Source organism: Streptomyces sp. NPDC107654, assembly GCF_055639035.1.
Genome location: NZ_JBVKBI010000044.1, coordinates 1 through 25881 on the forward strand (window position 1 = coordinate 1; position 25881 = coordinate 25881).

A 25881-nucleotide genomic window follows, 5' to 3' on the forward strand; every position below is an offset into this window, starting at 1 on the left:
GCCTCCGCCAGATCCAGTACCGCAGCAACCTCATCAACGGCTGCCTCACCGAAACCGGACTCACATTGACGACATCACGGCAACAACGTCAGTAGCCTCGCAACCCCGCCCGGCCGTCCCCGGCGTGATCCGCATCACGGACCCGCCCGCGGGCGGTCGCCCGGCGCATGGCCACGGTCGGGTTGTCGGGCCAGGGCACCTTCTCGTCCAGGTAGCGGGCCAGCGCCTTGGATCCGGGCACGTAGCGGCACTGGGCCTCGATGATGTGCCGCGGGGTGCCGGTCCGCTGCAGGTGGCGGACGTGGCCGCGGCGCATGCTGTGGCCGCTGTAGCGGCGCAGCGCGCGCCGCAGCAGTCGCCGCTGCCGGCGCCGTTCGGCGGCCGCCGTCTCCTTTTCGGCCCCAGCGAGCGCGGCCTGCTCGGCGGCCTCGGCCGCGGTGGACAGCAGCCGCCTCTCGTCGTCGGTCAGGGGGGCGGGTGAGCCCGGCGGTGGTCAGCTGGTTGTTCTTCACCCTGCGCAACAGCGACCCGCGTTCGATGCCAACGGTGGCGAGCACCTCGCGCCAGGCCCGCCAGGCGGCCACCGGACAGGTGGCGTCGTCCTGCGCGACGATACACACCACGTCGCTGGTGCGGCCGTGCGGATTGGTCTTGGACCGGCGCACGGTGACCACCAGGGCTGGCAGCACCAGGAGTTCGCCGGTGTCCGGGTCGGCGAACTCGGCGACGTCCTCGGCCACGTCGCGCAGGTTCAGGGCGCCGGGCTCGCAGGAGCGCCCGGCCATGTACCAGCAGCGCCTCTTCCTCCATGAGCCGCTGCTGGCTGCGCCGGGCCGGGACCGGCAGTGCACCCCGGTCCAGCGCCCGCTCCAGCTCCCCGCGCACCATGTCCGGCTGCCGCCGACGGGCTACGCCGGTGCCCAGGCCGTCGAGGAGCTGGTCGAGCGCGCGGACAGAGGGGAACTTCGACGTCTGCACGCCGCGATTGTCGCGCACCCGGCCCGGCCCGTTCGGGGAGACGGCGGGATTTCTGGACTTTCTGGACCCCCCCTTTGTGCGCGCGTACGCGCGCGCACCGCCGGGCCGAGTCGGCCGTGGGAGAGACTGGACCGCCCGACGGTCCGCCCTTCGTCCGCCCGACCGCCCGATGCTGCCGCCGCCGGGCACCCGTCAGCGGCCGATCTGCTGCCGCAGGAAGCGCGGCTCCTTGCCGGCGCCTCACCCTCGCGGTTACCCGTCGGGCATGCATTCTGCCAGCGGCTCGGGTCTGTCCGACTCCTTGCTCCGAGTGGGGAGGCTCACCGGCTTTCGCAAGGACTGCCGCCGGATCCGCACCATCTGCTCGCGGTGCCGGAAGTAGTCGCGGTAGAAGTCGCGTCGGTGCTCGGACTCCTGCGGCAGCGCCGCTGGCACCAGCGCCACGAGTGCTCCGCCGAGGTAGACCCACCACGGAGCATGGACGAACGTCGAGAGGCCGAGGACGGCGCCACCCCCGATGAAGCCGGTGACCCGCGCTGTCAGATGGGGAAGACGGCTCACTGCTTCCTCCACGGTGCCTGGACGTGTCTGGCGGCACCTCGAAGGGATGTTGGGGACATGACAGTTCCTTGTTTCGGGCGTGACGGAATCACGCGTGGACGGGCGGTCGAACTCTGGCCTGCAGGGCTGTTAGCCGCGCAAGCCCCGATGCGCCCCGGGGGCGCCTCCCGGGACCCGGAGAAGAGTGGACCGCTGATCGTGCCGGTGCGAACTCTCGCGAATTTTCGGCAACGGCGAGTGATGCACTGCCAGACTTCACTACTCGGTGCGCCTATTCACGTAATCTGACCTGCGAGTTTGCATTGAATGAGCTGCACGAGGCTGCTAGGAGCACGGTTTTTCGCGACCGCTTGAACCGGTCCCGCACCAACTGCTAGGACCGTCAGCTGCCCGCCACCTGACGGCCCACTCAGGTGTCACAGTTGTGCCGGGCCGATGAACCGAACGTGACGGAGCGCTGTGCGAGGCGGCGGCGCTGCTCGGCAGCCAGGCGCTTCGTCTTGCGGCGGACTCGTTCGCCGAAGACTTCCGGCTCTGAGGCGCCGGCGATGGCCGCGGCCTCCGTCCACGTCGGTGCCCTGTCATACGCGCGGGCGAATTCCTGCCTCGTTCCTCCTCATCTGGCCTCGCCACTGCGACAGACTGCCGCCATGAACCATCAGGAAACCCGCGAGGAACTGGCCGCGGCGGTCGCCGACATCAAGCACACGGCCCCGGGCGTCGACGGCCCCCTATGGCGGGAGATCGGCACACCGGACCTGACACTGGCAGTGGAGGACCTGCTGCGCTCGACCGCGCCGGACGAGCAGGAGGTCATGGCTCGGCGTGTGTCGGAGGCCTTCGTCGTGCACCCCGGCCAGCTGTACGCGCACGGGATCGACAACCTCGCGTTCGGCACCGCGATTCTCTCGCTGCGGCTGGCGCTGGCCCACCTGGACAGCGCGCAGCGCCCGGAGTAGGGCCGTGTCGCCGCGCCGTCCGCCCCGGGAGCCTGTGGGCTGGGACCTGTTCGGGGATCCGATATACCGGCAGAGGCAGGCCGGGCCGCCGGCGCTGCCGACGTACACGAGCAAGACGCTGCCCCCATACCTATGCACGCCGAAACAGATCCGCGCGGAAGGGCTGGAGCCGACCGGCCCTCCCGCCGGGATACTGTCGTGGACTCCGCAGGGCTCGTACGCGCCGACTCAGTGCCCGGTGTGGGACATCCGCAAGGTGGTCAGGACGCTCGACCCGGGCCAGGACGGTTTGCTGTAAGCCGTACGGACCGCGTCACGTGGCCTGGACCGAAGCGCGGCCCGCGTCCGTGAGGTCGCGCAGCCGGTTCTGCAGAAGGTCGTGCTGGGCGATCACCTCAGCTCGGAACCGAGTGCGGACACCGCGCAGGGGGCCGAGGCGCTCGGGCTCGGAGACGTCGTCGCTGAAGTACACCGTGTCTTCGGGGCGACCTGGTGGCGGCGGGCGAGCGCCTTGACGGTGGCTCCTTCGCCGTACGCCTCGACGACGTCGGCGGCCTCGTCCGGGTCGCGCGGCGGGGCGGCCGAGCGTCTTGCCGGAGGCTCGGCGGCGGCGACGCCTTCGTGGGTGTTCTCCGAGATCATGTCGCGCTGGAACTCCAGCACGGCGCCGAGGACGTTGACCATCATCTCGGTGCTGTAGTCGGGCGGTGGCATGGGTCCCGCACGAGCGCACCGCCCGGCGAACGCAGCCCGCCGAGGCCGCAGTCTCGGGCGGTGCAGGGCCGGGCGGTCAGGCGTCAGCAGCCAAGCCCCCTTGCAGGTCAGAGGCCAGGGGAAGGACGCCGGCCCTATCCCAGCTCCCTCTCCTTAATGACCGCGAGGGGGCTGAGGCGTGACCTGCCGCGCACAAAAGCCACCAGAGATGACACCGCATCAAAAACCTTCCGGCGGCCTCCCGCTACGCTTACCTGGCCGCACGCAAGCCGCCATTTCGGAGCTCGCACTGATCGGGTGAGAAAGAGACCGGAGGCGAAACGCGTAGGGGTTCAACCCCACGTAGCTGGCACTCAACGTCTTGACATGCCCCTGACCAGCGCACATCGGGTTGATAACGGGCCAGGCCAGGAAGCGCGTCCCACCCCCGCCTCGGTCAAGTCGCAGGTTGACTCCGTGGTGCACGGTCAACTGCGCGGGGTTGACCGAGCGAGGGTGGGACAACTCCGGGCGCCGGTGAGACACCGTGAGCCATCGTGAGCCGGCCCCGCGCCGAGGCGCCGCGGCTCACAGGGCGATTGATCCCGAAAGGCCTGCCCTGCTGTCCCAGCCCTGTCTCACCCGACCCACGGCCGCGTTTGCCGTGGTCCGCCGGGCGTTCAACGCAGAGCCCCGCCTGCTCGACAGTTGTTCAACACTGGCTCATCAGGTGCCCCGTTTCGGCTCAGCACGGGCTCAGCTGAGCGGTGTCTCACACCCGGCTCACGGTGTCTCACACCCGGCTCAGCGGTGTCTCACACCCGGCTCAGCGGTGTCTCACCGGTGCCCGGAGTTGTCCCACCCTCGCTCGGTCAACCCCGCGCAGTTGACCGTGCACCACGGAGTCAACCTGCGACTTGACCGAGGCAAGGAGTCGAGCACGCCGGGGCCGGCGAGGGCCAGGCCCGTTATCAATCGCGACCCAGCGAGGAGCTGACGCAAGCCGACCACGGATCCCCGCACGGGAAATTCACGCCACCCAAACGTTTTGAGAACTTGATTCCGCCACGCCGATTGCACATCACGTAAATCCAAACAGGACCGAGTGAAAATTGGCGGCGCTGGTTAAACCAGATGCGTAAATCGAAATACAGACGGACGCGTATAATTCAATCGCGACGTGGTAAGCTCTGCACCAGCGCGACCCAGTGTCGTTTGCGTCAACGTCGACATGAGTGTGCCCCGCGCTCGCTTGCAGCAGATACGCGGGGCACACGGTGTAGCAGCGGTGTTGACGAGATGGGCCCACCCTTGGCCGAGGGTAGGGCCCATCACTTCTCTAGCCGCAGGTCACCAGTCCTTCCGGCCGTAGTAAGCGGCCTGGAGGACGGCTCCCACGAACCGGGCCACATCCGTGGCCCGGCGAAGCAGCTTCGCCCACACCGGATCCTTGCCCTCTTCGGGGCTCGTTCCGGTGATCACACCTCACCTCCTCTCGCCGGTGGAACCAGCTGGATGCCACCCAGGCAGCCGAGGAGGTGTACAGCTCGGAACAATACCATCAACGGGCGGTACTCCCGGAGCCGTTGGGAGCCTTTACGGGCGCCTTCTGGCACACCGTCGAAAGCATTGCACTGCAATGTCAGAACGCCATCTCGATATCTACCCTAGAAAGTGCCGACCCAGCGTTTCGAGCAAAATCGCTGATCAGGGCCCCATCGTGTACGCACACCGCTCAGGGGTGTGCAAGGGGACCTGCTCACAGGAGGCAAGGGGGCCTGGCCGGCCCCGCTGAAGGCCTCCGCCCGCAACGAGTGGAAGCACGCCCAGGATGTGACCGAGGCCACATGTGGGACAGGCGCCTTCAGTACCGTGCTGCGGACGAGCTGTTCCTGCGGGAGATCTGCGCCGTGCTCGGAGCCGAGAAACGCGGGGAGCGTTGGCACTCGGAGACCGTCCGGCGACTGCTCGCCACCCCCGTCAACCGGCCGCCGACCCTGCGGTGCCGCACCGCGTAGGAACGACGAAGGGGCCGACCGACTGGCCGGCCCCTTCCACAGCTCCTCATCATGAAGCCGGGGGCAGTATCCGTTCCGCCAGCTGCCCGACCGCCGCCACCCGGGCCGAGTCCCAACGGTCCCGCCGCCTCTAGGACGCACCCCGGCGGCCCTTGATCGCCCCTACCGCCGTGTCAGACCCGGCCGAGACGATGGGCGGACGACGCCATGACGTGGGGGGAGCGCTGTGAGTTTCACTGCTGTACACACGGAGCGGGGCCGTCTGGACGCCTCCCTGTCGGATCTCGGCTGCGGCTGGGACTGGAGTGCGATCCACCGGGCGCGGCCGCCGGCCCCCTTGGCGTGCCGAGAGTGTGGCCACGGGATGCACGCCAAGGTGTCGCCCTTGGGCCTGCGGTTCTTCGCCCATGCGCCTAGCGCTCCGACGTGCACGCTGGCGGAGGAGTCCATGGCCCACCACCTGCTCAAGCTGGAGCTTGCTCAGGCGGCCCGCGCGGCCGGATGGACGGCCGAGCTGGAGGTGAGCGGACCGGACGGTCGCTGGCGTGCAGACGTCCTCGCCTCCACGGCCAACAGACGGCGTGTCGCCCTGGAGGCGCAGTTGGCGAGCATCACCGCCGCCGAGATTCGTGCCCGCACGCAGCGGATGGCGGCTGACGGCGTAAGGGCCTACTGGTTCAGTGACCGCAGCCGGATTCCCTGGCTGGGCGCCGTTCCCTCGGTGCGGCTGGCCCGACAGGGCGAGGACCTGGTCGCCGTCGAGCCCATGGCCCGGTTCACCGGCGCCTACTGGGACCCCGAGCCATCCATACCGCTCTCCGAGTTCGTGGGCAGGGTCCTCACCTCGCGGCTCGTCTCGCACGCTCCCCGCACGCCGCAGCGACACGTGGTCCGGCCCGTGACGCGGCTGTGGGCCCATCCCAAGTGCGTACTGGCGGAGGCCAAGAAGCTGCGAGATGAGGAAAACCATCAGCGCGCGGCACAGGAGGAGCAGGAGCGTGCTGAGCGGCGGGGGTACGCCCGGCAGGAGGCCGAGTTCGCCGAACGTACGGCGCGCTCCGACCCGGACCGGGCGGCCCTGGCCCGGCACTCCGCCCGGCTGCCCGGGATCGAGCGAGCCATCGCCCAGGCCGCCGACATGTTCCGCACCCGCGTGACTGTCGGCTGGAGTGTGGGAGACAGCCGGTACTCCAGCGGCGTCCCGCTCGTCAACGACCGCGGGACCCTGCTGGCCATCTTCGACCCGCTCCCCCTGGCCGGCCCCTGTCCCGACTTCCTCCTGGACGTCGGGCTGCCGATGCTGTTCCCCACGGAGGAACGACGCGAGCGCTTCGAGGAGCACCGAGCCACTGGTGAGCACTTGCGCCGGTTGCGCCAGCAAGCCATACCCGCGGCGCTCGCCGACGACGAGTGACCGCCGCGCCCCTGTGCTCCCCAGCCTGAGTCCCCGTAAGACGCGGCTCTACCGCCGGCCTCGGTACTGGTGGGCTCGCCTATTCAAGTGTCGCCACTTCCCCACGGAGCCCATCCTGCCGGTGACCGTGTGTGGTCGCCGGGAGCGTCTCGGCTCCAGGTCGCACCGGCCCCAGATGCGCGGCGGGTTGGTGACGTTGTGGGGTGCTGGCGACCGAGCGGAGCTGCGCAGATGGTTCCCGGCCTGGGTGGCTCGGGACACCGGTGCGGCCGGTGTCCCCTGCTACCGACGACGGCGCCTTGTTCCGACCTTGCGTGGCTGACTCTCCCTGCAACGCGGGCCTGCCCCGGCGGGGCAGGCCCGCGGCTGGCGGCAGGCCGGGGGACGGGGCCAGCTCCTACAGGGGGGAGGTGAGCTGGCGTAGTTGGTCAACCAGGGAGGGGGTGGGGAGGGGGACGGTGCCGATTTCCGGGTGGTGCGGGCGCAGGATGTGGGAGTGGACGGGGTCCATGGGCGGGTTGAGCACCGGGGCGGTGGTTCGGTCGCCGCACAGGAGGTCGGGGGCGAAGCGGTGGCGTACCAGCTCGGTGCGCCAGTAGTCGGCGTCATGGTATTCACCGCTGCGGGCGTGTTCGAGGAAGAGGCAGTATTCGGCGACGGGGTGGCCGACACCGGCGGCGAAGCGCCACCAGAACCGGGCTCCGCTGCTGTCTCCGCTCAGGTACAGCAGGCAGGCGAAGACGAGCGCGCCGGCCTTGTCGGCGTAGTGGCTGGTGATGAAGGCGGCGAGGTGCTGGTCGGCGTCGGGTCCGAGGGCCAGCAGACAGACGGCGTTGAGGTCCCACCAGGCCCGGTCGGCGTCCGGGGTGCGCTCGTCCTCCGGGGTGGTCCATTCGGTGTGGGCGAAGGCGGTGTCGGTGGCGCGCTGGCCGGGCGGCCGGTGGCGGGCAGCCTGCCGGGCCCGCAGGCGGGCCTCGGCGGCGCTCATGTCGTAGGTGGCGTAGCGGTTGCGGGTACGGGTCGAGGCGAGCAGGTCGTCAATGGTGCGGTCTTTAGGCAGCGGGGTCATGAGCGGTTCTTCCCGTTGGGGTGCTCCGGGCAGCGGAGTTTGAGCGTGGCGGCGAGGCGTTCGCGGCCGGTGCGGAGCTGGGACCGTACGGTGGTTTCCTGGTTGCCCATCACCTCGGCGGCTTCGGCCGCGTTGAAGTCCATGCCGTAGTGCAGCAGGATCGCGTCGCGCTGCCGCTCGCTCAGGTCGCGGACGGCGGCGTACAAGGTGATGGCATCGGTCAGCGTGTCGTACGGGTCCTCGACGTGGTCGGCGAGCGCGGCCTCGAAGGCGGCGGTCTCCATCAGCTCCGGGCACCGCCGGCGCTTGCGGTGCATGTCGATGATGCGGCGCTTGAGGATCTTCCAGGCGTAGCCCTCCAGGTTCTCCATCTCCAGCATGCGGAGCCAGTGGTCCATCATCAGGTCGAAGGTCAGGTCGACGGCCTCCTCCGCGTCGGCGTCCGAGCCGAGCTGGAGGTAGGCGTAGCGCATGTAATCGACCCGGCGCTGCTGATGGAACGCCCAGTACGACATCTGTGCGGCGACGTCCCACTGGTCGATCGGCACCGCGCGCGGCGCGCCCACGGCGCCGCCGGTGTCTTCCATTCCCCCCTCGTTGCTCACGACGCCTCCTTGTCCGACTCGGTGGTACGAGCCGGATTGCGGGTGCTGGTCAGCTGAGTGATGCCGATGCGGACGCCGGCGGTGAGCAGCCGTCGGCAGCCGCGGACCACGTCCGGGCCGAACACCCTGAGGGCGAGCGCGATCTCGAACAACCACGCGGCAGCGGTCTGCTGCACGGGTCCTCCCCTGTACCTGTTCCATTCCAGGTGCCGCCTCCTCACCCCCCCCGGCACCGGAGACGCAACCGCCTCCACCCCACCAAGCGCCTCAGACGGCCGGAATGTGCAGCCGGACCCCCCGAAAAATTTATGTTCAGTATCGAAACGATTGCGGCAAGTTCAACCATCGATCAAAGGTCGAGCTGTTGACCGGGCGACTTGGAGGACGGACGCACGTCGCGGGGTGAACCAGACCCGGTTGCGGGCATTGAGCCGGTAGGAGGCGGCGTGGCGCGACGGGTGGGTGGCGGGGTGGTGCACGATCACGTCCGGTATGGAGTAGCCGCGGTATCCGACGACCCACGAGCGCGGCGCATGGCGGCACCCGGTGCGCTTCGCCCGGCTCCGTGCGGATGTCGCTCCGGCGGACGTGCCGACCTTCGGCACGGGTACTGCGCCGTCGGCGGGATGAGCTGTGCCACTCCAGAGGGTTCGGATTATCAGCCGGAGCGCGTTCCGGAGGACACTGAAGGGGTTGTGCCCCGAACTCGTTGCACGCGGGCCCTGTCTGGGGCCGTACTCGGATCACCAAGGGGCGAAGGTACAGACCCCGAAGGGTGATCCAGATGCAGACCGTGCTCGCGTACGTCGTCGACCAGGTCGAGGAACTGCCGAACGCCATGCTCGCCGCCGTATTGGCGGCCCTCCTGATCGAGGGGGTGAAGCGGCTGTTGCGGTGACCGCGCCCGGCGGCGATACATCAGATCGTGGCCGAGCGTCAACGGCTGGCCGCCTCTATGGACGGAGTGACATCCCCAGGCGTTACACCATCTGCCGGACCAACCATCCGTGTTCGGTCATCGGCCCAGTGCCGCTTCTCGTGCGGCGCGCGACCAGATGGCCTGTTGCCGCGTGTTGAAGCCCATCCGGTTCCAGTGAAAGAGGATGTGCCGAGCCAGGGCCCCACGCAGGCCGAGCCCGAGACGGCCCTCGTGCGCGGCGGCGGCGAGTGCCCGACCGCCGGCCTCCAGGCCCGTCACCCAACTCTGCAGCGGTGTGAGCGGGCCGTCGGTAAAGGTGGGGGCGGAGTCGAGCAGGAGGAAACGCTGGAGTTGCTCCGCCATGGCGCTGACCTGGTCCACCGGCACGTCCTCAGGCAGTGGCCGACGAGCCTCCACCCGCCCCCACACGTCTCCCTGCTCGCCCCACTCCAGCCCGGCGGCGCGCAGGAACAGGGCGGTGATGAGGAACGACGTCGCCTTGGCGTCGAGGAGCCCCTTGGTCCCCTCCGCCGCGTGTCGGAAGAAGTCGAGAACGCCGACGCTGTCGGTGTGGAACAGGGAGTGGGAGATAGTCATGCCGTCCGGCCCTCCGAAGGCGACGATCTCCGGTTCGTACAGAGACGGCTGCCACTCCTTCGCAACCCCCCACGACACGGCGCTGTCGAGAGCTTCCGCGACGTGTGCGACGGCTTCTTCTTCTGGAACATCCGGGCGGTGGCGGATACGTAGGCGCCAGCAGGGGTGCTTGCGCAGGAACCACCACTGGTCGACGGGTGCTTCGCTCAGGGCCGGCAGGAGGTAGGCCCGGAAGGCGTTGTGGGCCGTGGGGTAGTCCACGAACTTGATGTACACCTGTTGCCAGCCGTCGGGCTGTGTTTCGAGGGCGGCCTGACCAGCGGCGCGGTATAGCTCGACCGCAGCGGCCAGCCGGCCGGGGGACGTGCGCGCTCGCCGGGCGACCTCTTCAATGGGTACTCCGCCGAGGACAGAGAGGACAGCGTCCTCGGCCGGGCTGGTGTCGTGTGGCTGCACCTGGTTGTCTCCCTCAGATCAGCAGCAGGCAGGCGTCCCAGTCGGTGACGGAGTGCGCCCCCTGCTCGGCGCTCTGGAAGGCGAGAGCCGCACCGGCCGCGCCCTCGATGAAGCTGGGGTCTTGCGGGGCCTCGGCCATGAGGAAGCGCTGAGGTGCCCGGAGCAGCCAGCTCGTGAACTTGTTCGGGTTGTCGGCGTTCTCGGCGACGCGCTGCACCGTGCGGAGCAGCCCGCCGACGCCGTGGCACAGGCCGCGGTTGGCGAGCAGGTCGAGCTGCTGCTCGTTGGCCAGGCAGTAGAGCAGGGCTCGCTCAGCCATCCGTTTGCGGTCGTCGTCGCCGAGGGCGATGCCGGCGAGTTGCTGGGCTCGGGCCAGTCCGGGGGTGCCGTAGCACCACGACGGTGTGTCCGGCACCAGTGGGGCGGGGCCCGTCTCGCTGATCCAGCGGGGCCATCGCGTCCCCTGGTGGTCGCTCTGTCGTAGGCCGTCGAGCCAGCGGCAGATCCGCATCATGGCGGCGTCGTGGCCGGCCACGGTGATGCCGCGCCGCTTGGCCAGGGCGAGCAGGGCGAGGGGGCCGGTGATGCCGTGGGCTATGCCCGCGTTGGCGTGGCCTGTGGGGGTGGCGGCCGGGTTGGAAGCGGGGGAGTGGCTGACCCACCAGCCGGGCCGCTGCGCTCCGGCGGGGTCAGTGGTCGGTTCGGTGAGCCGGACCAGGTACTCCAGCACGCGCCGAGTCTCGGTGCCGCTCGGCTGCCGCCGCAGGAGGAGCGCGCCGAGGCCGGTGAGCCCTCGGAACAGGTCGTATTCGGCGAACGTCGCGAGGCGGCCCTGGTCTATGCGGGCGTGGGCGGCGGCCAGGCGCCGGCGGGTGTGTGCGGCCACGACGTCGTCCAGGGTGTGCAGGGCTCCGGCGTACCGGCCGCTGTCGCCTGCGGCCATGTGCAGGACGTAGGCCATAGCGGGGGCGCCCAGGAACAGGCTGGCGTCGTCCCCGTCGATCAGCGGGTGGACGCTGGCCAGTCGTCGGTGGACGTCCTGCCAGGAGCCGCGCCCGTGGTGTGCGCGCTCGATGTCGAGGAGGGCGACACCGAGCGGGCCGCGAGCGAGGGACTGCCGGGTGGCGACGGCCGTGTCGGTGATAGGCGGAGCGGTGGTCACCGGCTGGCTCCTTCGGTGCGGGCGGTCCAGGACAGGACGGTCGTACGGGCGAGGCGGAGGCAGGTGGCTTCGGCGTCGGGGTCGACGCCGGCTACGCGGTTGTGGTGCATGTGCAGCAGGGACGCGAGCACAGTGGACGGCTCGGTACCGGACGCTTCGAGTGCCGCGCGGTATGCGGCGAGGGCGTTGCGCCGCAGATCCCACACCGTGGCGACATGAAGTCCGCGCGGGAGTCCTCGGAGGCCCATTTGTTGGGGGTCCGGGTCGGTGAGGCGCACGGCCAGGGCCTGCACCTCGCGCGGCACAGCGGCGCCCTCGCTCCTGCGGAGGTTCCCCGTCAGCCACGCCAAGCCGGCCGCCGTGGAACCGAGGAAGCTCGTGGCGATGTCCACGAGGCTGGCCGCGGTGACGGCGGGCCGATGATGCTCAGCGAGCGGAAGGACGAGCTGCGCCAGGGCCGCGGCGGAGTCCGCCACGAAGAACCGCTCCGCAGCCTCCAGCACCGGGCCGGTGCCGTACCGTCCGATCTCCGGCATATCGGTGTCCCACTGCACCCGCTGGATCAGACCCTCGGCGCGCAGCTCGTCCGCCCAGGCGACGACGCGCTGGGCAGCGTCCCCGAAGGAGATCGGGGACCGCAGCCGCAGACGCAGCCGTACGTGGCTGTCGGGGTCGGCGTAGCGCACGAACCAGGAGTCGGGTCCTTCGGCTCCCCAGTCGATCAACAGGCGGGGCAGGTGGACGGTCAGCACTTCCGAGAGACGGGCGGCGTTCGCGTACACCTTCACGTACGCCCACGGGGATGCACCCGGCAGCCGGCCGGTGGTGCGGTCCACCGTCGCCGCTAGGTTGCAGACGGGCGCGGGGGTGGGCGGCTGGTCGGAGGCGAAGGGCACCGTGACCTCGTGGGCGCGGCCCAGCCAGCCGAGCGCGCTCTCGTCGGGCGCTTCGTGCAGGAGCGCGGTGCCGTGGCGGTCGAGTTCGGCGCGCAGGAGCTGCCGGTGAGCCGGGATGTCGAGGTCCAGGCGCAGCCGCTGGTCGTTGCTGCCGACATAGACGGTGCGCGGCACGCCGTATCGGGCCCGCCAGTCGGTGAAGCGGAACACCCAGTTGCCACCCTCGCCGAGGTCCCGTGCTCGGAGCCGCCAGCGGGCGGCGGAGAGGATGGTGCGGCCTGCGCGGACCTCTGGCAGGAACGGGAGCCGCTCTGCTGCTTCCCAGGCGAAGGGGAGCAGGACGGCGGCGTTGGATCGGTGCAGCTCGCACACGAAGCGGACCAGGGGGTGGGTAGCGCTGCTCAGCTCCACCGCGTTCATGACCGACGGCTCGATGGGCTGTCCCGTGGTCAGTGACACGAGGTAGAGACGCTGGGAGTCAGCGACGACACCGAGGTCCTCCAGGTCGAGCGTGGCGTCGGTGTTGTGCTCGGCGACGGCCAGCACGTTCGGCACGACGGCCGGGGCCCGGCCGACGTTGCAGGTACGAAGTCGCAGCGGCGGGCTGGAGACCTGGGCGCGGACGGCGCCAGCGGTGAGCGTCGGCAGGACGGCGTACGCGGTGACCATCCGGTCCCGATCGGGTCGCTCCAGCATGGTCAAGAAGCGGCCGGTCGTGGTGCCAGCGGCCAGGGACAGGCCCGCGGTGGCGAGCGAGAAGCGCCCCCGCTGTAAGTCCTGTGCGGTCTGGGCGAGCACGCTGAAGCACAGCTCCACGTGGGCGGGGACCTGGATGGCGTCGCCGACGGACAGGGCCGCGAAGTCTTCCTCAGTGAGAACGATGGTGTGCTGGTGGTTCAGGGCGGCCTCTTGGGCGAGGGCCAGCAGGTGCTCGTCTCGCTCGTTGGTCGCCAGCACCGGACGCTTGAAGACGGTGCCGCGGTAGCTGACGGGGAAGCCGAGGCCGGTGTCCGGGTCGGTGAGTTCACGCAGGGGAACGACCGCGCCCATGCTGTAGCGCTCCAGGAACCGGGCCCGGTAGTCCTGCCAGGCGGGAGTGCCGTTCGGGAACGGTGTGATGCGCGCCATCACCTCAAGGGCGTGACCGGCCTCCCGCGCCACGGCCTCCGGCAGCACGATGTCGCAGTCCGGGCGGACGTTGACCATCAGGCTGCGGTCGGCGACCCCGATGAGCGCGTTCATCTTCGCGGTGGCCTGTGCGCGCAATGGCCGTTGGTCGGCGAGGGGGCCGGCATCGTGCCACGTGAGGAGCGTGCGGATCTGCCGCAGTTTCTTGGCGATGCCCGAGGCGGCTTCGGCTGCGTCGAGCTGTTCGATCAGGTGGCCGAGCGGGTCATCGCACGTCATGGGCGCGTGCAGGCTGGTCAGGAGTACCCGGTGGGCGACGAGGTCGCGCAGCATGGTCTCGATCACGGGGGGCGGGGTGTCTGCGTATTCGCTGGACAGCTTGGCCGCGAGGTCGCCTACGGTGATGGGGGTGTGGGCGAGGGTCAGTACCGCTTCGACTGCCGGCGTCCGGCGCAGCGTCGTGTCCGTGGGGCCGTCGGTGCCTGGCTGGTGCTGGACGGTCACGCGGGTGCCGCGCACGATGCAGGTGGGATCAGCGACGACGGGCAGGTCGCGCAGCACGTCCGGGTCCCGTTCGAGCATGGTGACGACGCTGTTCAGCCACTCGGCGTCGGCTCGGGCAAAGGCCCGGTGCATCGCGCCCCACCGGACTCGGAGCGTTGGGCCGAAGTGCATGGGCGCGGGCCCGGCGAACAGACCGAACGGGGTGGCGCGGTACTGCATCCTGAGCAGGTAGCGGGCCAGCGACGTGGCGGCGCGCCGAATGGCGCGAGGGTCACGACGGTCGGCCTGTATCTGGCGGATGGAGTCCGCGAGGACGGGGGCAGCGAATTCGATCGCGGCGGCCCTGTCGTCATCGGCCCAGACCTGGGTGATCCAGTCGCGCAGGTGCTCGGTGTCGTCGGTGTCTCCGAGCGCAGTGGGCCAGGGAGGCAGCGGTGCCGCCAGCGGGAACACAGACGCTCTGATCATGCCCGCGTCAACTACCTGATACATGGCTGTGCCTCCTTCGTCGTCACGGTGGTGCGGGGCCGGGCCCGGAACGGGCCGGCCCCGCACCTGTCGCGTCAGCCGCCGATGCAGGTGCTGTTGGAGCAGGCGGACTGGCAGGTCGAACCGCAGCCGTCACCGGTGTCGTTCAGCAGCGCGCCGACGATCGGGGCGGAGCTGACGGTCTCGATCTTCAGGTCGAAGTCCGATCCGCCGTCGGCCATGAGGTCCGTGGCGGCCTTGAGGGTCGTGCTGTTCGTCTGCGGTGCCATCTCGTACGCCTCCTACTGGGAAGGGATGGATGTGCTCTGCCGACCTGGTCGCGACGCTGGCGGCGTCACGGCCAGGAGATCAAGACCCGCGAGTGCAGCCGGTCGACGACCCGGCCCGCGGGAAGCTGGTCGTCCGGCGTGCCGGCCGGGTAGACCTCGATGTGCGCGCGGACGCCGCGGTGCTTGCGGTTCCACGTCTGGATTTCGGAGACCAGCCGCTCGGCAACGTCCCGGCCGCGGGGCCCGTGGCCGATCGCGCCCAGCTCGAAGTGGTTCGGGTCCTCGGTGCGCCGCACGGTGCGGTAGGCGAAGCTGTCGCCGTCGACGAGGGTGGGGATGCCGAGTGGGGAGGCGGAGGCGACCAGGCCGCGCTGCCGGGCCGCGGGCTTGGCGGCCATGAGGGGCAGGTTGTCCAGCGCAGTGGTCAGCCACAGGTCCAGGTGCTCGTTGGACTCGTCGCCGGCGAGCGTCACCCGGGACCAGGCTTCCTGACGGGGCATGGCCAGGGCCTCGGCCAGGGCCGTGGTGTCCGGCTCGGGATGGCCGTCCAGGCGCAGGCCGATCTCCTCGCCCTCGATGTCGTGGAGGACGGCCACGTGCATGCGGTTCTCGCCAGCGCCCTGCATCGGCACGAAGCCGCACAGCTCGAAGCCGTCGCTGATCAGCCGCTGGTCGTCCCGGATGAAGGCGACGGACCGCGTCATGCCGCGCATCCGCAGAGGAACGACCAGCCGGCCCCCCTGGGTGAGCTGGTGCACCCAGGAGGAGGGGATGTCGGCGGCCTGTACGGTGACGATGATGCGGTCGAACGGTGAGTAATCCAGGGCGCCGCTTCCGCCGTCGCCGGTGATCACGGTGACGTTGCGGTGTCCGGTCGTCTTCAAGAAGTCTCGTGCACGTGCCGTGACGTCCGGGTCGATGTCCACAGTGACGACTCGGCCCTGGTCCCCGACCATCTCGGCGAGGTAGGCGGCGTTCACCCCACCGGAACCGATCTCCAGGACGTTCATCCCCGGCCGGATGTCGGCCTGCTCGATCTGCATGGCCTGAATCCGCGGAGCCGATACCGAGCTGATGTCCACGCCGGTCGGGTCGGTTTTGGTGATGAGCGCAGACTCGGCGTCGTAGGCCTCGGCCATGTTCGTTCCGGGAGCGGCGAGATGCCGGGGGATCGCGCGGAACGCGGCTACCGCCCGCGAAGTGCGAAGGGCCCCCATGTCGATGAGGCACTGCACCATGGCGTCGCGTAGCTCTTGCTCGGACACGTGCGGGTTCTGGGGGTTCTCGGTCGTCATGCCGGGGACGGTATCCACGTAGGTCTCCTTCTCGGCGTCCGCGCGCCGAGGGTTGCTGGCTGGTGGGGCGGTGGCCGGCGCGGGTGCGCGCCGGGGTTGGTGAACCGTCCGGCGGCCCGACCCGTCACGTCTGGGCCGCCGGACGGTCGTTCTAGGCGGCGGCCCGGTGAGGCGCGATGACGCGGCCGTCCGGCAGCAGGTCGCCCGTGTCGTCGAAGTGGAGAACGCCGTTGCACAGCAGCGCCCAGCCCTGTTCGTCATGACGACCACGGTGGCGGCCGCGTCACGATCGGCCGCGGAAGCGGCAGGACAGGGGGGATTGTGCCGACACATGGAGCTCTTCCTTTCGGACGTGCACGGGGTGCAGGAAGGGGGTCCTCTTCGGTGCTCTTGAGGCCGTGGGGGATGGTCAGAGCTAGCCGAAGAGGGGGATCGGGGCTGGCCGGAAGCCGGATTGGCCGTAGAAGGCGAGTCGCTGTGTCTCGGTGTCCCATGTGAGCGGAGGGCGGTCTCCCCACTCGACCGCGTGCACGGCGGCCGGCGCGGCGACCCAGGCGGTGCGGAGCGCCGGGAAGCCGTTGAGCGGTGCGAGGGCCTGGCATACCGCCGAGGCGGTGGCGACGTCGTCGAGGGCGAAGAACCCTCCGCGCCGCCTCCCTCCGATGGGGACGGCGAGAAACGGCATACGGTAGACGCGCAGAGCGACGGCGTGCGTTAAAAGCTGGTCGTTCCCGAGTCGGGCACGGAAGTAGTCGTAGTCGTATGCCTCGCCCGGCGGGAGCACGGCGACACCGCACTGCGTCTGCTGCATCGGGGGTGTCACGCTGCTGGCTCCTCGTCCAAGAGCAGATCGAGAAGGGCTTCAGCACTGAAAGCCAGTCGGCGCAGGAAGCCGAGCGGTGAGCCGGTGACGTCTTCCTGGCGCAGCGTGCGCGCCTGCTCTACGAGCACCTCCCGGTTCTGCGCGTCACCGGGTGCACGCTCGCGCACCTGGTTTACCAGGACCATCAGGCTGCCGCGGAATCGCTCGGTGAGTTCCTCGATCCTCTCGTCGCTCAGGGCCGGTCCGTCGCCGAGCACCTCGTTGAGGTCGTCGTACGCCGCGTCGACCGGCAGGCCGGCCCGAAGGCGCTCCAAGAGCTGCTCCATCTCCTCTCGCCGGTGCGGAGGCGTCCAGTCCCTGATGCCCTGGACCTTTTCGCCCGTCCGGTCGGGCACGCGGGTCTCGAGCGGCGGCGCGCTCGCGCTGGGACTCATGGAGTGACCTCCTTGGAGAGACGGGGCATCACAGACAGACGCCGAGGGCGGCACGCGTTCGTACGTGAGCGACCAAGCTGAGATGTTCGCTGCTGCGTCGGGCCTGCCGGCACGTCGTGATGGCCGAAGGCTCGGTCAGGCCCCACCACGAGTCGCTGAAGACGCCCCGTGCGCCGCGCTGCTGGACGGTGGGGAAGCTGTCGAGGGGAAGGATGATCCGCTGTGCCGGGGCAGGCTGCGCGTTCGCAGCCTGGTGCGCCAGCAACGGGTGTCCTGCGACGAGAACCTTACGGATCGTGGTCATGGACTCACCGTTTCGCGAGTCCGAGTTCCCTGCCAGGGGAAAACAGAGGGGGAAAATCCTGTCAAGGGGGAAAAAGGCGGGGGAAGTTGCGGCCATGATTGGTTTCCACCCGACGACGAGGTCACACTCATGGCAACGGACCAGTTCGCTGAGCTCCTTGTTCGGCTCCGTAAGGACGCCGGGCGGACGCAGGAGGAGCAGGCAGACGCGATCAACGCGGTCTCAGGCCGGGACACCATGACCCGGCGAGAGATCAACCGCTACGAGCACAGCCAGAACATCCCAACGAATCACACGCTTGCGCACATCGCGGTGGCTTGCGGCTTACCCCCTGAACACTTGCAGCGGGAGGCCGCAGCCGCCCGCGCTAGGCGCAGGAAGGGCGCCCGGCTTGAAGGGGAGGACCAGGACGACGTGAAACGCCGCACGCTGCTTGGAGGCGCCGCCGTTGGCGCGGCCGCCGCTACAGAACCGTGGGAATGCCTCGCGCATGCCCTCAGCAGGGGCAAGGAGATCGACGCGGATGCAGCCGACAGCCTTGTCAACCGAGCATGCGACCTCCACGTCCGTGAGAGCCACCTGACTGCTCGGGAGCTGCAGAGCGAAGTTGAGTCGCACCTGGACGCGATCACGGCCGCGCTACCGCGAGCCGGTGAGCACGAGCGGGCCTTGACCATCGCGGCCGGCGAGACGGCAGCCTTGGCCGGGTGGGTCGCGTGGGACTTGGGGGACCAGTCTCGGGCGCATGCCTTCTACAAGGTCACCATGGACTGCGCCAAGACCATCGGCCACCCGCCCCTGCGGGCCCTCGCGCTGGGTTACGCGAGCTACGGGGCGGCAACCCCGGAGAAGGCTGCGGAGCTGTTGATCCAAGCCACCAAGGACGTCAGGGGGGCAGGCAACGCGGCCGCCGCTGCCTGGCTGTACGGCAGGCTCGCGGAAGAGGCGGCGAGCGTCGGTGATCACACCCACGCGCTCCGCGCCCTTGATCGGGCCCGCTTCGCGTACGAATACGCCGATCACACAGCCGAGCAGGCATGGGTCCGCTTCGTCACCCCCTACCGGATGGACTCCTTGGCGTTGTCTGTATACGGGCTACTCGGCCGGCAGGAGCTGGCCGAAACCGCGGACCAGGCCGTAGACCGGCTGGGCAGGGAGCTACCCGAATCGGGCGTCGTCGTGCTGGGCGACCTGGCGAAGGCCCTGTTGCGCGGGGGAGACGTCGACCAAGGCGTCTACGTGTCCCGTCAGTTTGCCGCAGCGAGCGACGCCCGTCCCACCACGATGGGGCGAGCTCGCGCCCAGGCCGTTGCAGCTCAGCTTCCAGCCAAAGAGCGCGAACTCGCCCGGCACCTGCAGAAGTTCGCAGCGTGAGCCGTTACTCGGCGGGCCGCGGTGAGGTCTCGTCGACCACCCACTTCAGGTAGGCCTCGGACCCACCGGTCACCGGGAGGGTGATCCATTCCGGTACCTCGTAGCTGTGCTGTTCTGCGACCCAGGCCTCCAGCTCCGGGAGCCGCTCTGCCGTCGTCTTGTACGAGATCCGCCACTCCTGCGCGGTCTCGATGGTGCCCTTCCACCAGTACGTTGCGGCGAACGGCTGGTCGATGTGGGCGCAGGCCGCCAAACGGCTTTCGACCGCACCACGGGCGAGGGCTTTGGCCTGATCCTCGTCGTCGATGGTCGTTTGCGCAATCACGATGTCGCTGGCCATGGAACTGCCCTTCCAGGTCGGTGAATCTCGACACTACCCAGCGCCCCTCGGGTTCCCGAAACGGGCGGTGGGCTGGAGACTTGTGGAGTCAGGGAAGCCGCAGGGAGCGCAGCCGCTCGGCGATGGCGAACGAGTCGAGCCGCAGGGCGGTGATGTCGGCGATCAGCTCGCGCCAGGCTTCGAACTTGGTGTTCACGCGCTCCCCGTGCATTCCGAGGTACGCCACGGCCACGCCGAAGCCGTACAACTCGTTGCGCGCGGGCAGCGGGCGGAGCACGACGCACTCCTCCAGCATCACGGCCGCACGCCAGAAGGCATCCGGGTGGTGGGCGTGATCAGCCAAGGGGTGGGGGTTATGGGCAGACATCTCGTGCTCGGTATCTGCGGGGACTTTTGGGTCGAGCCGCCTGAGGGTGAGGAAGGCGGGCCTGGGCGGCGGTGACGAGGGTGACGTGGTGGTGCCAGCCGCGCCAGGTGCGGCCTTCGAAATGGTCCAGGCCAGGCCGTGTTTGAGTTCGCGGTAGTCGTGCTCGATCCGCCAGCGCATCTTCGCCCACCGCACCAGATCGGCGATGGCCGTGGTGGCGGGCAGGGCGGTCATCCAGTAGCCGGTCGGCTCTTCGGCTTCTTCGCTCTGTTCGACCAGCAGGGTCCGCAGCGGCAGCACACCGTCCCACCGGCTGCGTCCCCCGGCTTGTTCCTGGGCGGTGCGGCAGGCTTCCTTGCCCGACGGCCTGAACTGCAGAACGGCGAAGCGCGAGGTCATCGTGCCCTTGCTGCCGTGCCGCCAGGTGACCTCCCGGAACACGGCCGTCTCGGCAACAAGGCCCGGCAGCGAGCGGGGCGCCTCGCGGTATCGGGGCAGGGTCGGCGGTCCAGTCCGCCATAAGCCCGCTGATACGGCTCGGCATCGGCAAGCCGCGCGATCTCTTTGGGATCGACTGCCATGACGTAGGACCAGCCGCGTTCCTCCAGCGCGAGCCGCAAGGAGATGCTGCGGCCGTAGCCGGCATCGGCAACGATCACCGGCACTGCCAGGCCCTGGTCCGCAAGACGGTCCAGCAGCCCGAGCGCCAGTCGGGACTTTGAGGCATGCCCGACCTCGTCAGGGATCCCGGCCCGCCGTCACCTGTCGTGGTCACCGGTCCACTCCTCAGGGAGGAACAGTTCCCATTCCAGCGGGCACGACGCGGTGTCGGTGACGGCATGCACGCTGACCGCGACCTGGCAGTACGCCCGCTTGCCCAACGCCCATCAGTACTGGCGGGCCACCCCCGCCGAGGCGGTGAGCGAACGGGCGGCGCTGGTCGGACCCTGAACAAGAGCAGGCGGCACAGCCGTCAGGAGGGTAGTCACTTATCAGCCACCTGTGAGCATTTTCGTGCAGATAGGGTGAGGCATTCCGCTACGCCGCCAGCAACGGGCTGATGTCGTTGGCGGGTAGGCCCACCTGGACATATCCGACGCCCAACCAAGTGATCGCGGCGTCTGCTAAGTGTCTGACCTTCCGCTGGCTCGCAATTTTCCAGCCACTCCCGGATGCCGTTGAGGATTCAATCTCAGTACCCGCTTATGCTCTGTGTGCAGTACTCGACTACTGACGGCTCGCACGCGCACTCCCTTCTGGGTAAGATCGCGGCGCGTTCAGAGGAACCAGTAGCGTACGGTGAGGCTGTGAGGGTCACCGACACATGCGAGGACTTCATGATTCGTCTCAAAAGGCCGGTGTCGACTAGTACGGCAAAGAATACAACGGGCCACTAGCGAGTCATGAGTGACAATTGGGGCCGGCCGCCGCTCGTAGGAATCTCCAGCAAGCGAAGGCTGAGATCATTGCGCAGCTCGATCCGGGAACATGTATCCATATATGCTGCCACTTGGTCGACAACGCGACTCATACGCAAGGACATCGGACTTTCAGGCGTTCGAAGTCTGCAAGACCTCGTCGACATCGTCGCAATGAGGAGGGGCAAGCCGATCACGCTGACCGAAGCCCCGCTGCCGCCTGAAGTTTCCGGCTTCTGCGCCCGTGGCCGTGATCGAGACTATATCGTGATCGACTCCAATGCCAGTGAGTTGACCCGTCTTCATGCGAGCCTTCATGAGTTGTTCCATCTATGGGAAGAGCACCCGGCTGAGGACAACTCGCACGAGCCTATGCCTCCTGGCGTCGTTCGGCAATTGCTCCCTGGTCTGAAGCCCGAACCGGTTCTGAAGGTCCTGGCCAGGTCGAATTATCGGAAGGATCACGAGCGGCGTGCGGAGATTTTCGCCACCGTGATGCTCGAGAGACACCTTGAACTCCGCCGACATCAACGCGCTACAGAGTATGTCACTTCTGCATTAGCGCATCGGAGGAGCGGTGTCTGAGGCAGTTTCAAATATCGTCTACCTGTTTATCGCTACGGTAGCTTTAATGATGGCTGTCTGGAAAGGTCTGGCTCTTCTTCGGGACGCGACCCCCACCCTCGCCCTGACGGTATCGATGCAGCTATGTGGGTCGATAGTCTATGTTATGGCATCTCCTGTGGGTTACCAGACGATAGGTCAAGTCACAGGGCAGCCCAGTTTTGCGACATTGCCAGTGTATGTGGGAATCCTCATCTGTTTCGCGATGGGGCACTTGATCACATTGTTTTGGGACTCGCAACTCCGTCGAAAGTCATTCGGCCTGCGTCGCGCCGTGACAAGGTGGGCTTCCGTCTACGCGATCGGTGCGAGTCTCATGATTGTGTTCTTCTCGCTCGCCGACCTCTCTGGCTCAGCGGACCCGCTACGATTCAACACAGCGTTCGCCCATGATCCCATGGTTCTGCTGTTCCTGGGAGTCTTCCTCGCCACCCTGACGAGTGGCACCCTGAATACATGGCGGAAATGCCGTAACATAAGGCTGGAAGATCCACGTCTACAGCACTCGGTGACTGCCTTCGCCGTTGCCATGCTTGCGGTATTCGGTTATGTTATCTGTTCCGCTCCTGCAATCACGCTAGCCGCCTTCGGTAATCACCAACTCGACTCCGTTGGGGTCTTCGGATCCACGTGCGGTGTCATCGGTACTATCATCCTCTACTACGGCCTCACTGGCTCTGCGAGTTCCGCCTGGTGGCGTGAGAGGCGCGATTTCAAGGCCCTGCAGCCGCTATGGGACCTCGTTGTTTCTAGCGTGGATCAGAACCTTGCCTTCAGCCTGGCAGCCGCCCGCAGTCGCCGAGTCACGGTAAATGTCACGTTTCAGTTGCACCGGCGTGTGATCGAGGTCCTTGACGGCATTCGTGCCCTGCGTCCCTGGGTAGTGTCGGCCCCCCTGGAAACCGTTTATTCGCTGCAGCGCACAGCCTCAGCAGGCAAGTGGAAACCGCTGTCGAGGGAGGATTTGGACGCAGCTGCTACCGCTGCGTCACTTTGCGACGCAGTCAGAAGACTGCAAGAGGCTCGACTCGACCAAGAGCAGAACGGTCATACAAGTCCTCGCCCCCCCTCTGCTGGCCGGGCGGTGCGGCTACCCGGAGATGACACGCCTGCAGCGTATGAGAGAGAGCGTCTGCTTCGTGTCTCCAAGGCACTTGCACATCCCCTCGTCCGTGCCGCACTGCGAGTTCTGGAGGCTAAAGGCTCGCCTGACGCAATGCAGAGAGAACACCTCGGACCACGATAGAGGGACCTGGAACCTGTGGGAGGCCTTGGGGGAGCAGCGAAGCCTTCGTAGTCACTCAGGTTCGCCGCGCCGGCCGGGGAAATTTTAAGCGATGAAAGAGCTCACCTACGTAATGCGGGATTCTGAGGTGATTTGAATGCGACGAGCCATTGTGATGGGCGGGAGTTTTGCTGGACTACTCGCAGCACGCGTGCTGGCCGACCATGCAGGGGAAGTAGTTGTCCTTGAGTCAGGCGGCCCGGACCGCATGGGGCAAGGAGCGCCCCACCGGCATCAGTTGCATGCATTGTTGTCAATGGGTCACGCACAACTCGACCGATGGTTTCCTGGCATAACCGACATGCTTGTGGCTGGCGGCGCACAGCTTGGGGTAGGTCCGCAGGTGCAGTACTACATCGATGGTGTCCTCAAAGCTTGCCTGCCTGATAACACTCTGCTGGGCGCAACCAGGCCATTCATCGAGGAGCACGTGCGCCGGCGTGTGCTGGCCCTACCCAACGTCAGCGTGTTGACGGCTCAGGTCCGTGGCCTGATCTTTGCTGGCGCCCGAGTTTGCGGCGTCCGCTTTTTGCCTGGCCAAGGTAGGGGGCCATCTCATGCCCTCACAGAGCTGGATGGTGACCTGATCGTCGACGCTATGGGGCGCTCTACCCGACTCGGCGAGTGGCTGCTAGCGCATGGATGGGACTGCGCGCCGATGGACCGGATGAGAGTGGATCTAGGGTATGCCACCGCCAGCTTTTACCGCGGCGACGAACTGCCGGGAACAGTCGTCGCCCATGCGTCGCCAGGGCCCGCCAGCGGCTACAAGCAGCATCGCAGTGAACCTGGCGCCCTGGTGGCGGTCGAAGGTAACCGGTGGTCTGTAGTGATGGTCGGATACAGCGACTATCGACCTGGACGGGATCCGGAGGCGTTTCTGCAGCGCATGCGACGGTGCGTGACGCCACTACGGGAAGTAGCCAATCACTGCCAGCTGGACGGAGACATCCAGACCTTCCACTTTCGAGAGAGCCAGCGGCGTGACTTCGCTCGCCTCAATCGCTTCCCAGGAGGACTGGTCGCCGTTGGTGACGCAGTTGCCTCTGTGAACCCCGCCTACGGACAGGGTCTTACTCTGGCTACGCTGGCTGCGTCTTCGCTGTCGGCGCACCTGCGCTCTGGTAATTCTCCGCACGCGCCGGCCTGGCAGTACTTCCGACGCCTCGGTGTCGTAGTGGATGCAGCCTGGAAGCTGTCTACAACCGCCGATCTTGCCCAGCCACACGTATCAGGTCCCTACCCTCCCGGATACCGGTTGGTTCGCTGGGCTGGCGACAAGGTTGTGCAGGCGTCTATTCTTGATCGCGCCGTGAATGAGGAGTTCATGGCCGTCGTGAACATGCGCAAACATCCGCGAGCTCTTACCAGGCCGCGTCTCCTGATGCGGACTGCCCGCGTCCTGACCGGGTTTTGAGCTGTACCTTCAGCGCTAACGAGCTACGGGGAAGCGCTCTCACTGGAAGAATCGCCCTCAGAGCGCACAAGTCCAAGCAAGTCACGGATCAGTGGCATGATGCGCCGGCGACTCTTCGTAGGCAGTGAGAGCATCCTGTCGGCGAGTTCCCGGACTTCGGGATCCTCCGGCTCAGGATCCGGCTGGCTCAGAGCAGTTTCGAGCGCTGCGCGAAGCTCGTGTCCGAGACGGGTGGAAGCTCCATGGATGCTGCTGCGCAGAGCGATCTGCGAAATGCCCTTTCCCTTGAGCAGCGCAACATGCGTCAGTGACTCATGCACTGGCTTCAAAGCTCGATGTATTGCTTGCCTCTCTGTGGCTGTGAAGAAGCCTGGGGCAACATCAAAGAACCTCTCCAAGCCGGCAAGTACTGTGAACCCTGGCTTGCGCTCCCCGTTGAGTAGGTATCCGACTTGACCATGTGATATGCCGGCACCCGCCGCGATCTCGTCAAGAGTGAAGCGCTTACCCCCCGGCTTCAGGCGTGTCTCCCGCAGGAAGACAAGTCGGTACTGGAACCGCTCCTCCAGGCTTTCCGGGGCTACCTCATCGCCATTGAGATGAGCACGGATCCGAGCGACAGGCAGACCGGTCTGATAGGAAATGTCGTCTAGGTCGATGTCGTCCCGGCTCATGCCGAGTAAGGCCAGCAGTTCATCGATGGCTGCCAGGGTCGCTGCGAGATCATCCGCCTGCGACGCATCAGCGGCGGCGTGCATAGCCGGGCCATCTCCTGGTTCGTAGGCGACGGGAGAGCCGCGTGAATCGCAGCCCCTCCCCGAGGTTAGCTGGCATAGACACCTTTAGTCACCCACACAGGCCACGATGTGGCTGCAGAAGGTGGCGTTGATGTACACATGAACGTCCCGTTTGCCTAACAACGCCTAACACGATGAGCCGAGCCGTCGGTGCGTGATCAAGCAGCAGGGCGAGATTGAGGAACGCTTCGTGGATGCCGGCCCGTCGTTCCCAGCGGATCCGCAGGCGCCGGTAGCCATGGAGCCAGGCGAAGGTCCGCTCGATCACCCAACGGTAGGTGCCAAGCCCGGCGCCGTGGCGGGCGATAGCAAGCACAATGCTTCGGTCGCGAACCTGGTGGCGATAGATGTCGTGCTCATAGCCGCGGTCGGCGAACAGCGAGCCCGGCTCGCGACGGGGGCGGCCGACGCGGCCTCGGACCGGCGGGATTGCGTCGAGCAGTGGCAGTAACTGGGTGACGTCGTTGCGGTTGCCGCCGGTTAGCAGGACCGTGAGCGGGGTGCCGTGCCCGTCGGTGATCAGGTGGTGTTTCGAGCCGGTCCGGCCCCGATCGACCGGCGACGGGCCTGTCTGCTGCCCCCTTTTAAGACGTCATCTCATTTGGCAGCCCGGGTAGGCTGTAGGCCGTGGTGGGGATCGTTGAGCGGCTGGTGCCGGACGAGTTGTGGGAGTTGTTCCAGCGAGT

At 67.7% G+C, this 25881-nt stretch carries 23 protein-coding genes and 3 pseudogenes; 6 read left to right on the forward strand and 20 right to left on the reverse strand.

Translation table 11 applies throughout. The features are described from left to right. Nucleotides 1-88 precede the first annotated feature (88 nt). Together ACZ7N4_RS38260 and ACZ7N4_RS38265 are read right to left on the reverse strand one after the other, a co-directional pair. Nucleotides 89-316: a hypothetical protein gene (locus ACZ7N4_RS38260; protein ID WP_471368426.1), complete on the reverse strand. Its 228-nt coding sequence runs from the start codon at nt 314-316 to the stop codon at nt 89-91. Nucleotides 317-1230: 914 nt separating this feature from the next. Continuing rightward, complete coding sequence (locus ACZ7N4_RS38265) at nt 1231-1539, reverse strand: hypothetical protein (RefSeq protein WP_471368431.1); 309 nt, start codon at nt 1537-1539, stop codon at nt 1231-1233. A gap of 650 nt (nt 1540-2189) precedes the next feature. Here ACZ7N4_RS38265 and ACZ7N4_RS38270 point away from each other — a divergent pair. Beyond that, entirely contained in the window at nt 2190-2498 is a 309-nt protein-coding gene (locus ACZ7N4_RS38270; RefSeq protein ID WP_471368434.1) for a hypothetical protein, read from the forward strand. Nucleotides 2499-2888: 390 nt separating this feature from the next. Here ACZ7N4_RS38270 and ACZ7N4_RS38275 read toward each other — a convergent pair whose 3' ends face one another. Further along, nucleotides 2889-3212: a hypothetical protein gene (locus ACZ7N4_RS38275; RefSeq protein ID WP_471368437.1), complete on the reverse strand. Its 324-nt coding sequence runs from the start codon at nt 3210-3212 to the stop codon at nt 2889-2891. A 1329-nt stretch (nt 3213-4541) separates the two neighbouring features. Further along, complete coding sequence (locus ACZ7N4_RS38280) at nt 4542-4673, reverse strand: hypothetical protein (protein WP_471368439.1); 132 nt, start codon at nt 4671-4673, stop codon at nt 4542-4544. Between the two features lie 365 nt (nt 4674-5038). On the opposite strand from ACZ7N4_RS38280, the gene ACZ7N4_RS38285 reads away from it, so the two are divergent. Both ACZ7N4_RS38285 and ACZ7N4_RS38290 read left to right on the forward strand, forming a co-directional pair. After that, nucleotides 5039-5209: a hypothetical protein gene (locus ACZ7N4_RS38285; protein WP_471368441.1), complete on the forward strand. Its 171-nt coding sequence runs from the start codon at nt 5039-5041 to the stop codon at nt 5207-5209. Between the two features lie 448 nt (nt 5210-5657). Beyond that, on the forward strand, nt 5658-6623 hold the full coding sequence (locus ACZ7N4_RS38290) for a competence protein CoiA family protein (RefSeq protein WP_471368444.1): 966 nt from the start codon (nt 5658-5660) through the stop codon (nt 6621-6623). Between the two features lie 397 nt (nt 6624-7020). Here ACZ7N4_RS38290 and ACZ7N4_RS38295 read toward each other — a convergent pair whose 3' ends face one another. The 12 genes and pseudogenes from ACZ7N4_RS38295 to ACZ7N4_RS38350 form a co-directional block, all read right to left on the reverse strand. Further along, complete coding sequence (locus ACZ7N4_RS38295; RefSeq protein ID WP_471368447.1) at nt 7021-7692, reverse strand: hypothetical protein; 672 nt, start codon at nt 7690-7692, stop codon at nt 7021-7023. Beyond that, entirely contained in the window at nt 7689-8297 is a 609-nt protein-coding gene (locus tag ACZ7N4_RS38300; RefSeq protein ID WP_471368450.1) for an RNA polymerase sigma factor, read from the reverse strand. Before ACZ7N4_RS38300 ends, ACZ7N4_RS38295 begins: the two co-directional genes overlap by 4 nt. Further along, on the reverse strand, nt 8294-8473 hold the full coding sequence (locus ACZ7N4_RS38305) for a hypothetical protein (RefSeq protein WP_471368451.1): 180 nt from the start codon (nt 8471-8473) through the stop codon (nt 8294-8296). The genes ACZ7N4_RS38300 and ACZ7N4_RS38305 overlap by 4 nt, the downstream gene beginning before the upstream one ends. 839 nt (nt 8474-9312) lie before the next feature. Next, nucleotides 9313-10269, reverse strand: coding sequence for a thiopeptide-type bacteriocin biosynthesis protein (locus tag ACZ7N4_RS38310; RefSeq protein ID WP_471368455.1), 957 nt, complete (start codon nt 10267-10269; stop codon nt 9313-9315). Nucleotides 10270-10282: 13 nt separating this feature from the next. After that, nucleotides 10283-11431: a lanthionine synthetase C family protein gene (locus ACZ7N4_RS38315; protein ID WP_471368457.1), complete on the reverse strand. Its 1149-nt coding sequence runs from the start codon at nt 11429-11431 to the stop codon at nt 10283-10285. Continuing rightward, on the reverse strand, nt 11428-14427 hold the full coding sequence (locus tag ACZ7N4_RS38320) for a lantibiotic dehydratase (RefSeq protein WP_471368460.1): 3000 nt from the start codon (nt 14425-14427) through the stop codon (nt 11428-11430). Before ACZ7N4_RS38320 ends, ACZ7N4_RS38315 begins: the two co-directional genes overlap by 4 nt. A gap of 95 nt (nt 14428-14522) precedes the next feature. Further along, a complete protein-coding gene (locus ACZ7N4_RS38325) occupies nt 14523-14717 on the reverse strand; it encodes an FxLD family lanthipeptide (protein ID WP_471368461.1) in 195 nt (64 codons plus the stop codon). A 65-nt stretch (nt 14718-14782) separates the two neighbouring features. Next, nucleotides 14783-16012, reverse strand: coding sequence for a methyltransferase, FxLD system (fxlM, locus tag ACZ7N4_RS38330; protein ID WP_471368463.1), 1230 nt, complete (start codon nt 16010-16012; stop codon nt 14783-14785). A gap of 151 nt (nt 16013-16163) precedes the next feature. Beyond that, nucleotides 16164-16345: pseudogene (locus ACZ7N4_RS38335) on the reverse strand (DUF5999 family protein). An 82-nt stretch (nt 16346-16427) separates the two neighbouring features. Then, complete coding sequence (locus tag ACZ7N4_RS38340) at nt 16428-16835, reverse strand: DUF6302 family protein (RefSeq protein WP_471368465.1); 408 nt, start codon at nt 16833-16835, stop codon at nt 16428-16430. Further along, a complete protein-coding gene (locus tag ACZ7N4_RS38345) occupies nt 16832-17269 on the reverse strand; it encodes a DUF6415 family natural product biosynthesis protein (protein WP_471368469.1) in 438 nt (145 codons plus the stop codon). Before ACZ7N4_RS38345 ends, ACZ7N4_RS38340 begins: the two co-directional genes overlap by 4 nt. 28 nt (nt 17270-17297) lie before the next feature. Continuing rightward, the gene (locus ACZ7N4_RS38350) at nt 17298-17573 is read right to left on the reverse strand and encodes a hypothetical protein (RefSeq protein WP_471368473.1); all 276 of its coding nucleotides are present in this window, start codon (nt 17571-17573) and stop codon (nt 17298-17300) included. 129 nt (nt 17574-17702) lie between these two features. On the opposite strand from ACZ7N4_RS38350, the gene ACZ7N4_RS38355 reads away from it, so the two are divergent. Next, nucleotides 17703-18947: a helix-turn-helix domain-containing protein gene (locus tag ACZ7N4_RS38355; RefSeq protein WP_471368475.1), complete on the forward strand. Its 1245-nt coding sequence runs from the start codon at nt 17703-17705 to the stop codon at nt 18945-18947. 4 nt (nt 18948-18951) lie between these two features. Here ACZ7N4_RS38355 and cutA read toward each other — a convergent pair whose 3' ends face one another. Further along, a complete protein-coding gene (gene cutA / locus ACZ7N4_RS38360) occupies nt 18952-19287 on the reverse strand; it encodes a divalent-cation tolerance protein CutA (RefSeq protein ID WP_471368477.1) in 336 nt (111 codons plus the stop codon). Nucleotides 19288-19672: 385 nt separating this feature from the next. After that, nucleotides 19673-20571: pseudogene (locus ACZ7N4_RS38365) on the reverse strand (IS701 family transposase); the annotation flags it as partial. Between the two features lie 1078 nt (nt 20572-21649). Between ACZ7N4_RS38365 and ACZ7N4_RS38370 the strand changes: the two are divergent. Both ACZ7N4_RS38370 and ACZ7N4_RS38375 read left to right on the forward strand, forming a co-directional pair. After that, nucleotides 21650-22942 carry an MAB_1171c family putative transporter gene (locus ACZ7N4_RS38370; RefSeq protein WP_471368478.1) on the forward strand — a complete coding sequence of 431 codons (1293 nt, stop codon included), beginning with the start codon at nt 21650-21652 and terminating at the stop codon, nt 22940-22942. A 382-nt stretch (nt 22943-23324) separates the two neighbouring features. Beyond that, the gene (locus ACZ7N4_RS38375; protein WP_471368480.1) at nt 23325-24398 is read left to right on the forward strand and encodes an NAD(P)/FAD-dependent oxidoreductase; all 1074 of its coding nucleotides are present in this window, start codon (nt 23325-23327) and stop codon (nt 24396-24398) included. 23 nt (nt 24399-24421) lie between these two features. Here the strand turns inward: ACZ7N4_RS38375 and ACZ7N4_RS38380 are convergent, their stop codons facing one another. Both ACZ7N4_RS38380 and ACZ7N4_RS38385 read right to left on the reverse strand, forming a co-directional pair. After that, nucleotides 24422-25156, reverse strand: a complete 735-nt coding sequence (locus ACZ7N4_RS38380) for a helix-turn-helix domain-containing protein (RefSeq protein ID WP_471368483.1) — start codon at nt 25154-25156, stop codon at nt 24422-24424. 165 nt (nt 25157-25321) lie between these two features. Beyond that, nucleotides 25322-25781: pseudogene (locus ACZ7N4_RS38385) on the reverse strand (IS5 family transposase); the annotation flags it as partial. Nucleotides 25782-25881 lie beyond the last annotated feature (100 nt).

Bases quoted from the DNA above. Each gene is read 5' to 3' on its own strand.
- ACZ7N4_RS38290 (WP_471368444.1), top strand. From the start codon at position 5,658: ATGGCCCACCACCTGCTCAAGCTGGAGCTTGCTCAGGCGGCCCGCGCG.
- ACZ7N4_RS38320 (WP_471368460.1), bottom strand. From the start codon at position 14,427: ATGATCAGAGCGTCTGTGTTCCCGCTGGCGGCACCGCTGCCTCCCTGG.
- ACZ7N4_RS38350 (WP_471368473.1), bottom strand. From the start codon at position 17,573: ATGACCACGATCCGTAAGGTTCTCGTCGCAGGACACCCGTTGCTGGCG.
- ACZ7N4_RS38325 (WP_471368461.1), bottom strand. From the start codon at position 14,717: ATGGCACCGCAGACGAACAGCACGACCCTCAAGGCCGCCACGGACCTC.
- ACZ7N4_RS38260 (WP_471368426.1), bottom strand. From the start codon at position 316: ATGCGCCGCGGCCACGTCCGCCACCTGCAGCGGACCGGCACCCCGCGG.
- ACZ7N4_RS38380 (WP_471368483.1), bottom strand. From the start codon at position 25,156: ATGCACGCCGCCGCTGATGCGTCGCAGGCGGATGATCTCGCAGCGACC.
- cutA (WP_471368477.1), bottom strand. From the start codon at position 19,287: ATGGCCAGCGACATCGTGATTGCGCAAACGACCATCGACGACGAGGAT.
- ACZ7N4_RS38355 (WP_471368475.1), top strand. From the start codon at position 17,703: ATGGCAACGGACCAGTTCGCTGAGCTCCTTGTTCGGCTCCGTAAGGAC.
- ACZ7N4_RS38285 (WP_471368441.1), top strand. From the start codon at position 5,039: ATGTGGGACAGGCGCCTTCAGTACCGTGCTGCGGACGAGCTGTTCCTG.
- ACZ7N4_RS38270 (WP_471368434.1), top strand. From the start codon at position 2,190: ATGAACCATCAGGAAACCCGCGAGGAACTGGCCGCGGCGGTCGCCGAC.
- fxlM (WP_471368463.1), bottom strand. From the start codon at position 16,012: ATGACGACCGAGAACCCCCAGAACCCGCACGTGTCCGAGCAAGAGCTA.
- ACZ7N4_RS38275 (WP_471368437.1), bottom strand. From the start codon at position 3,212: ATGCCACCGCCCGACTACAGCACCGAGATGATGGTCAACGTCCTCGGC.
- ACZ7N4_RS38345 (WP_471368469.1), bottom strand. From the start codon at position 17,269: ATGAGTCCCAGCGCGAGCGCGCCGCCGCTCGAGACCCGCGTGCCCGAC.
- ACZ7N4_RS38295 (WP_471368447.1), bottom strand. From the start codon at position 7,692: ATGACCCCGCTGCCTAAAGACCGCACCATTGACGACCTGCTCGCCTCG.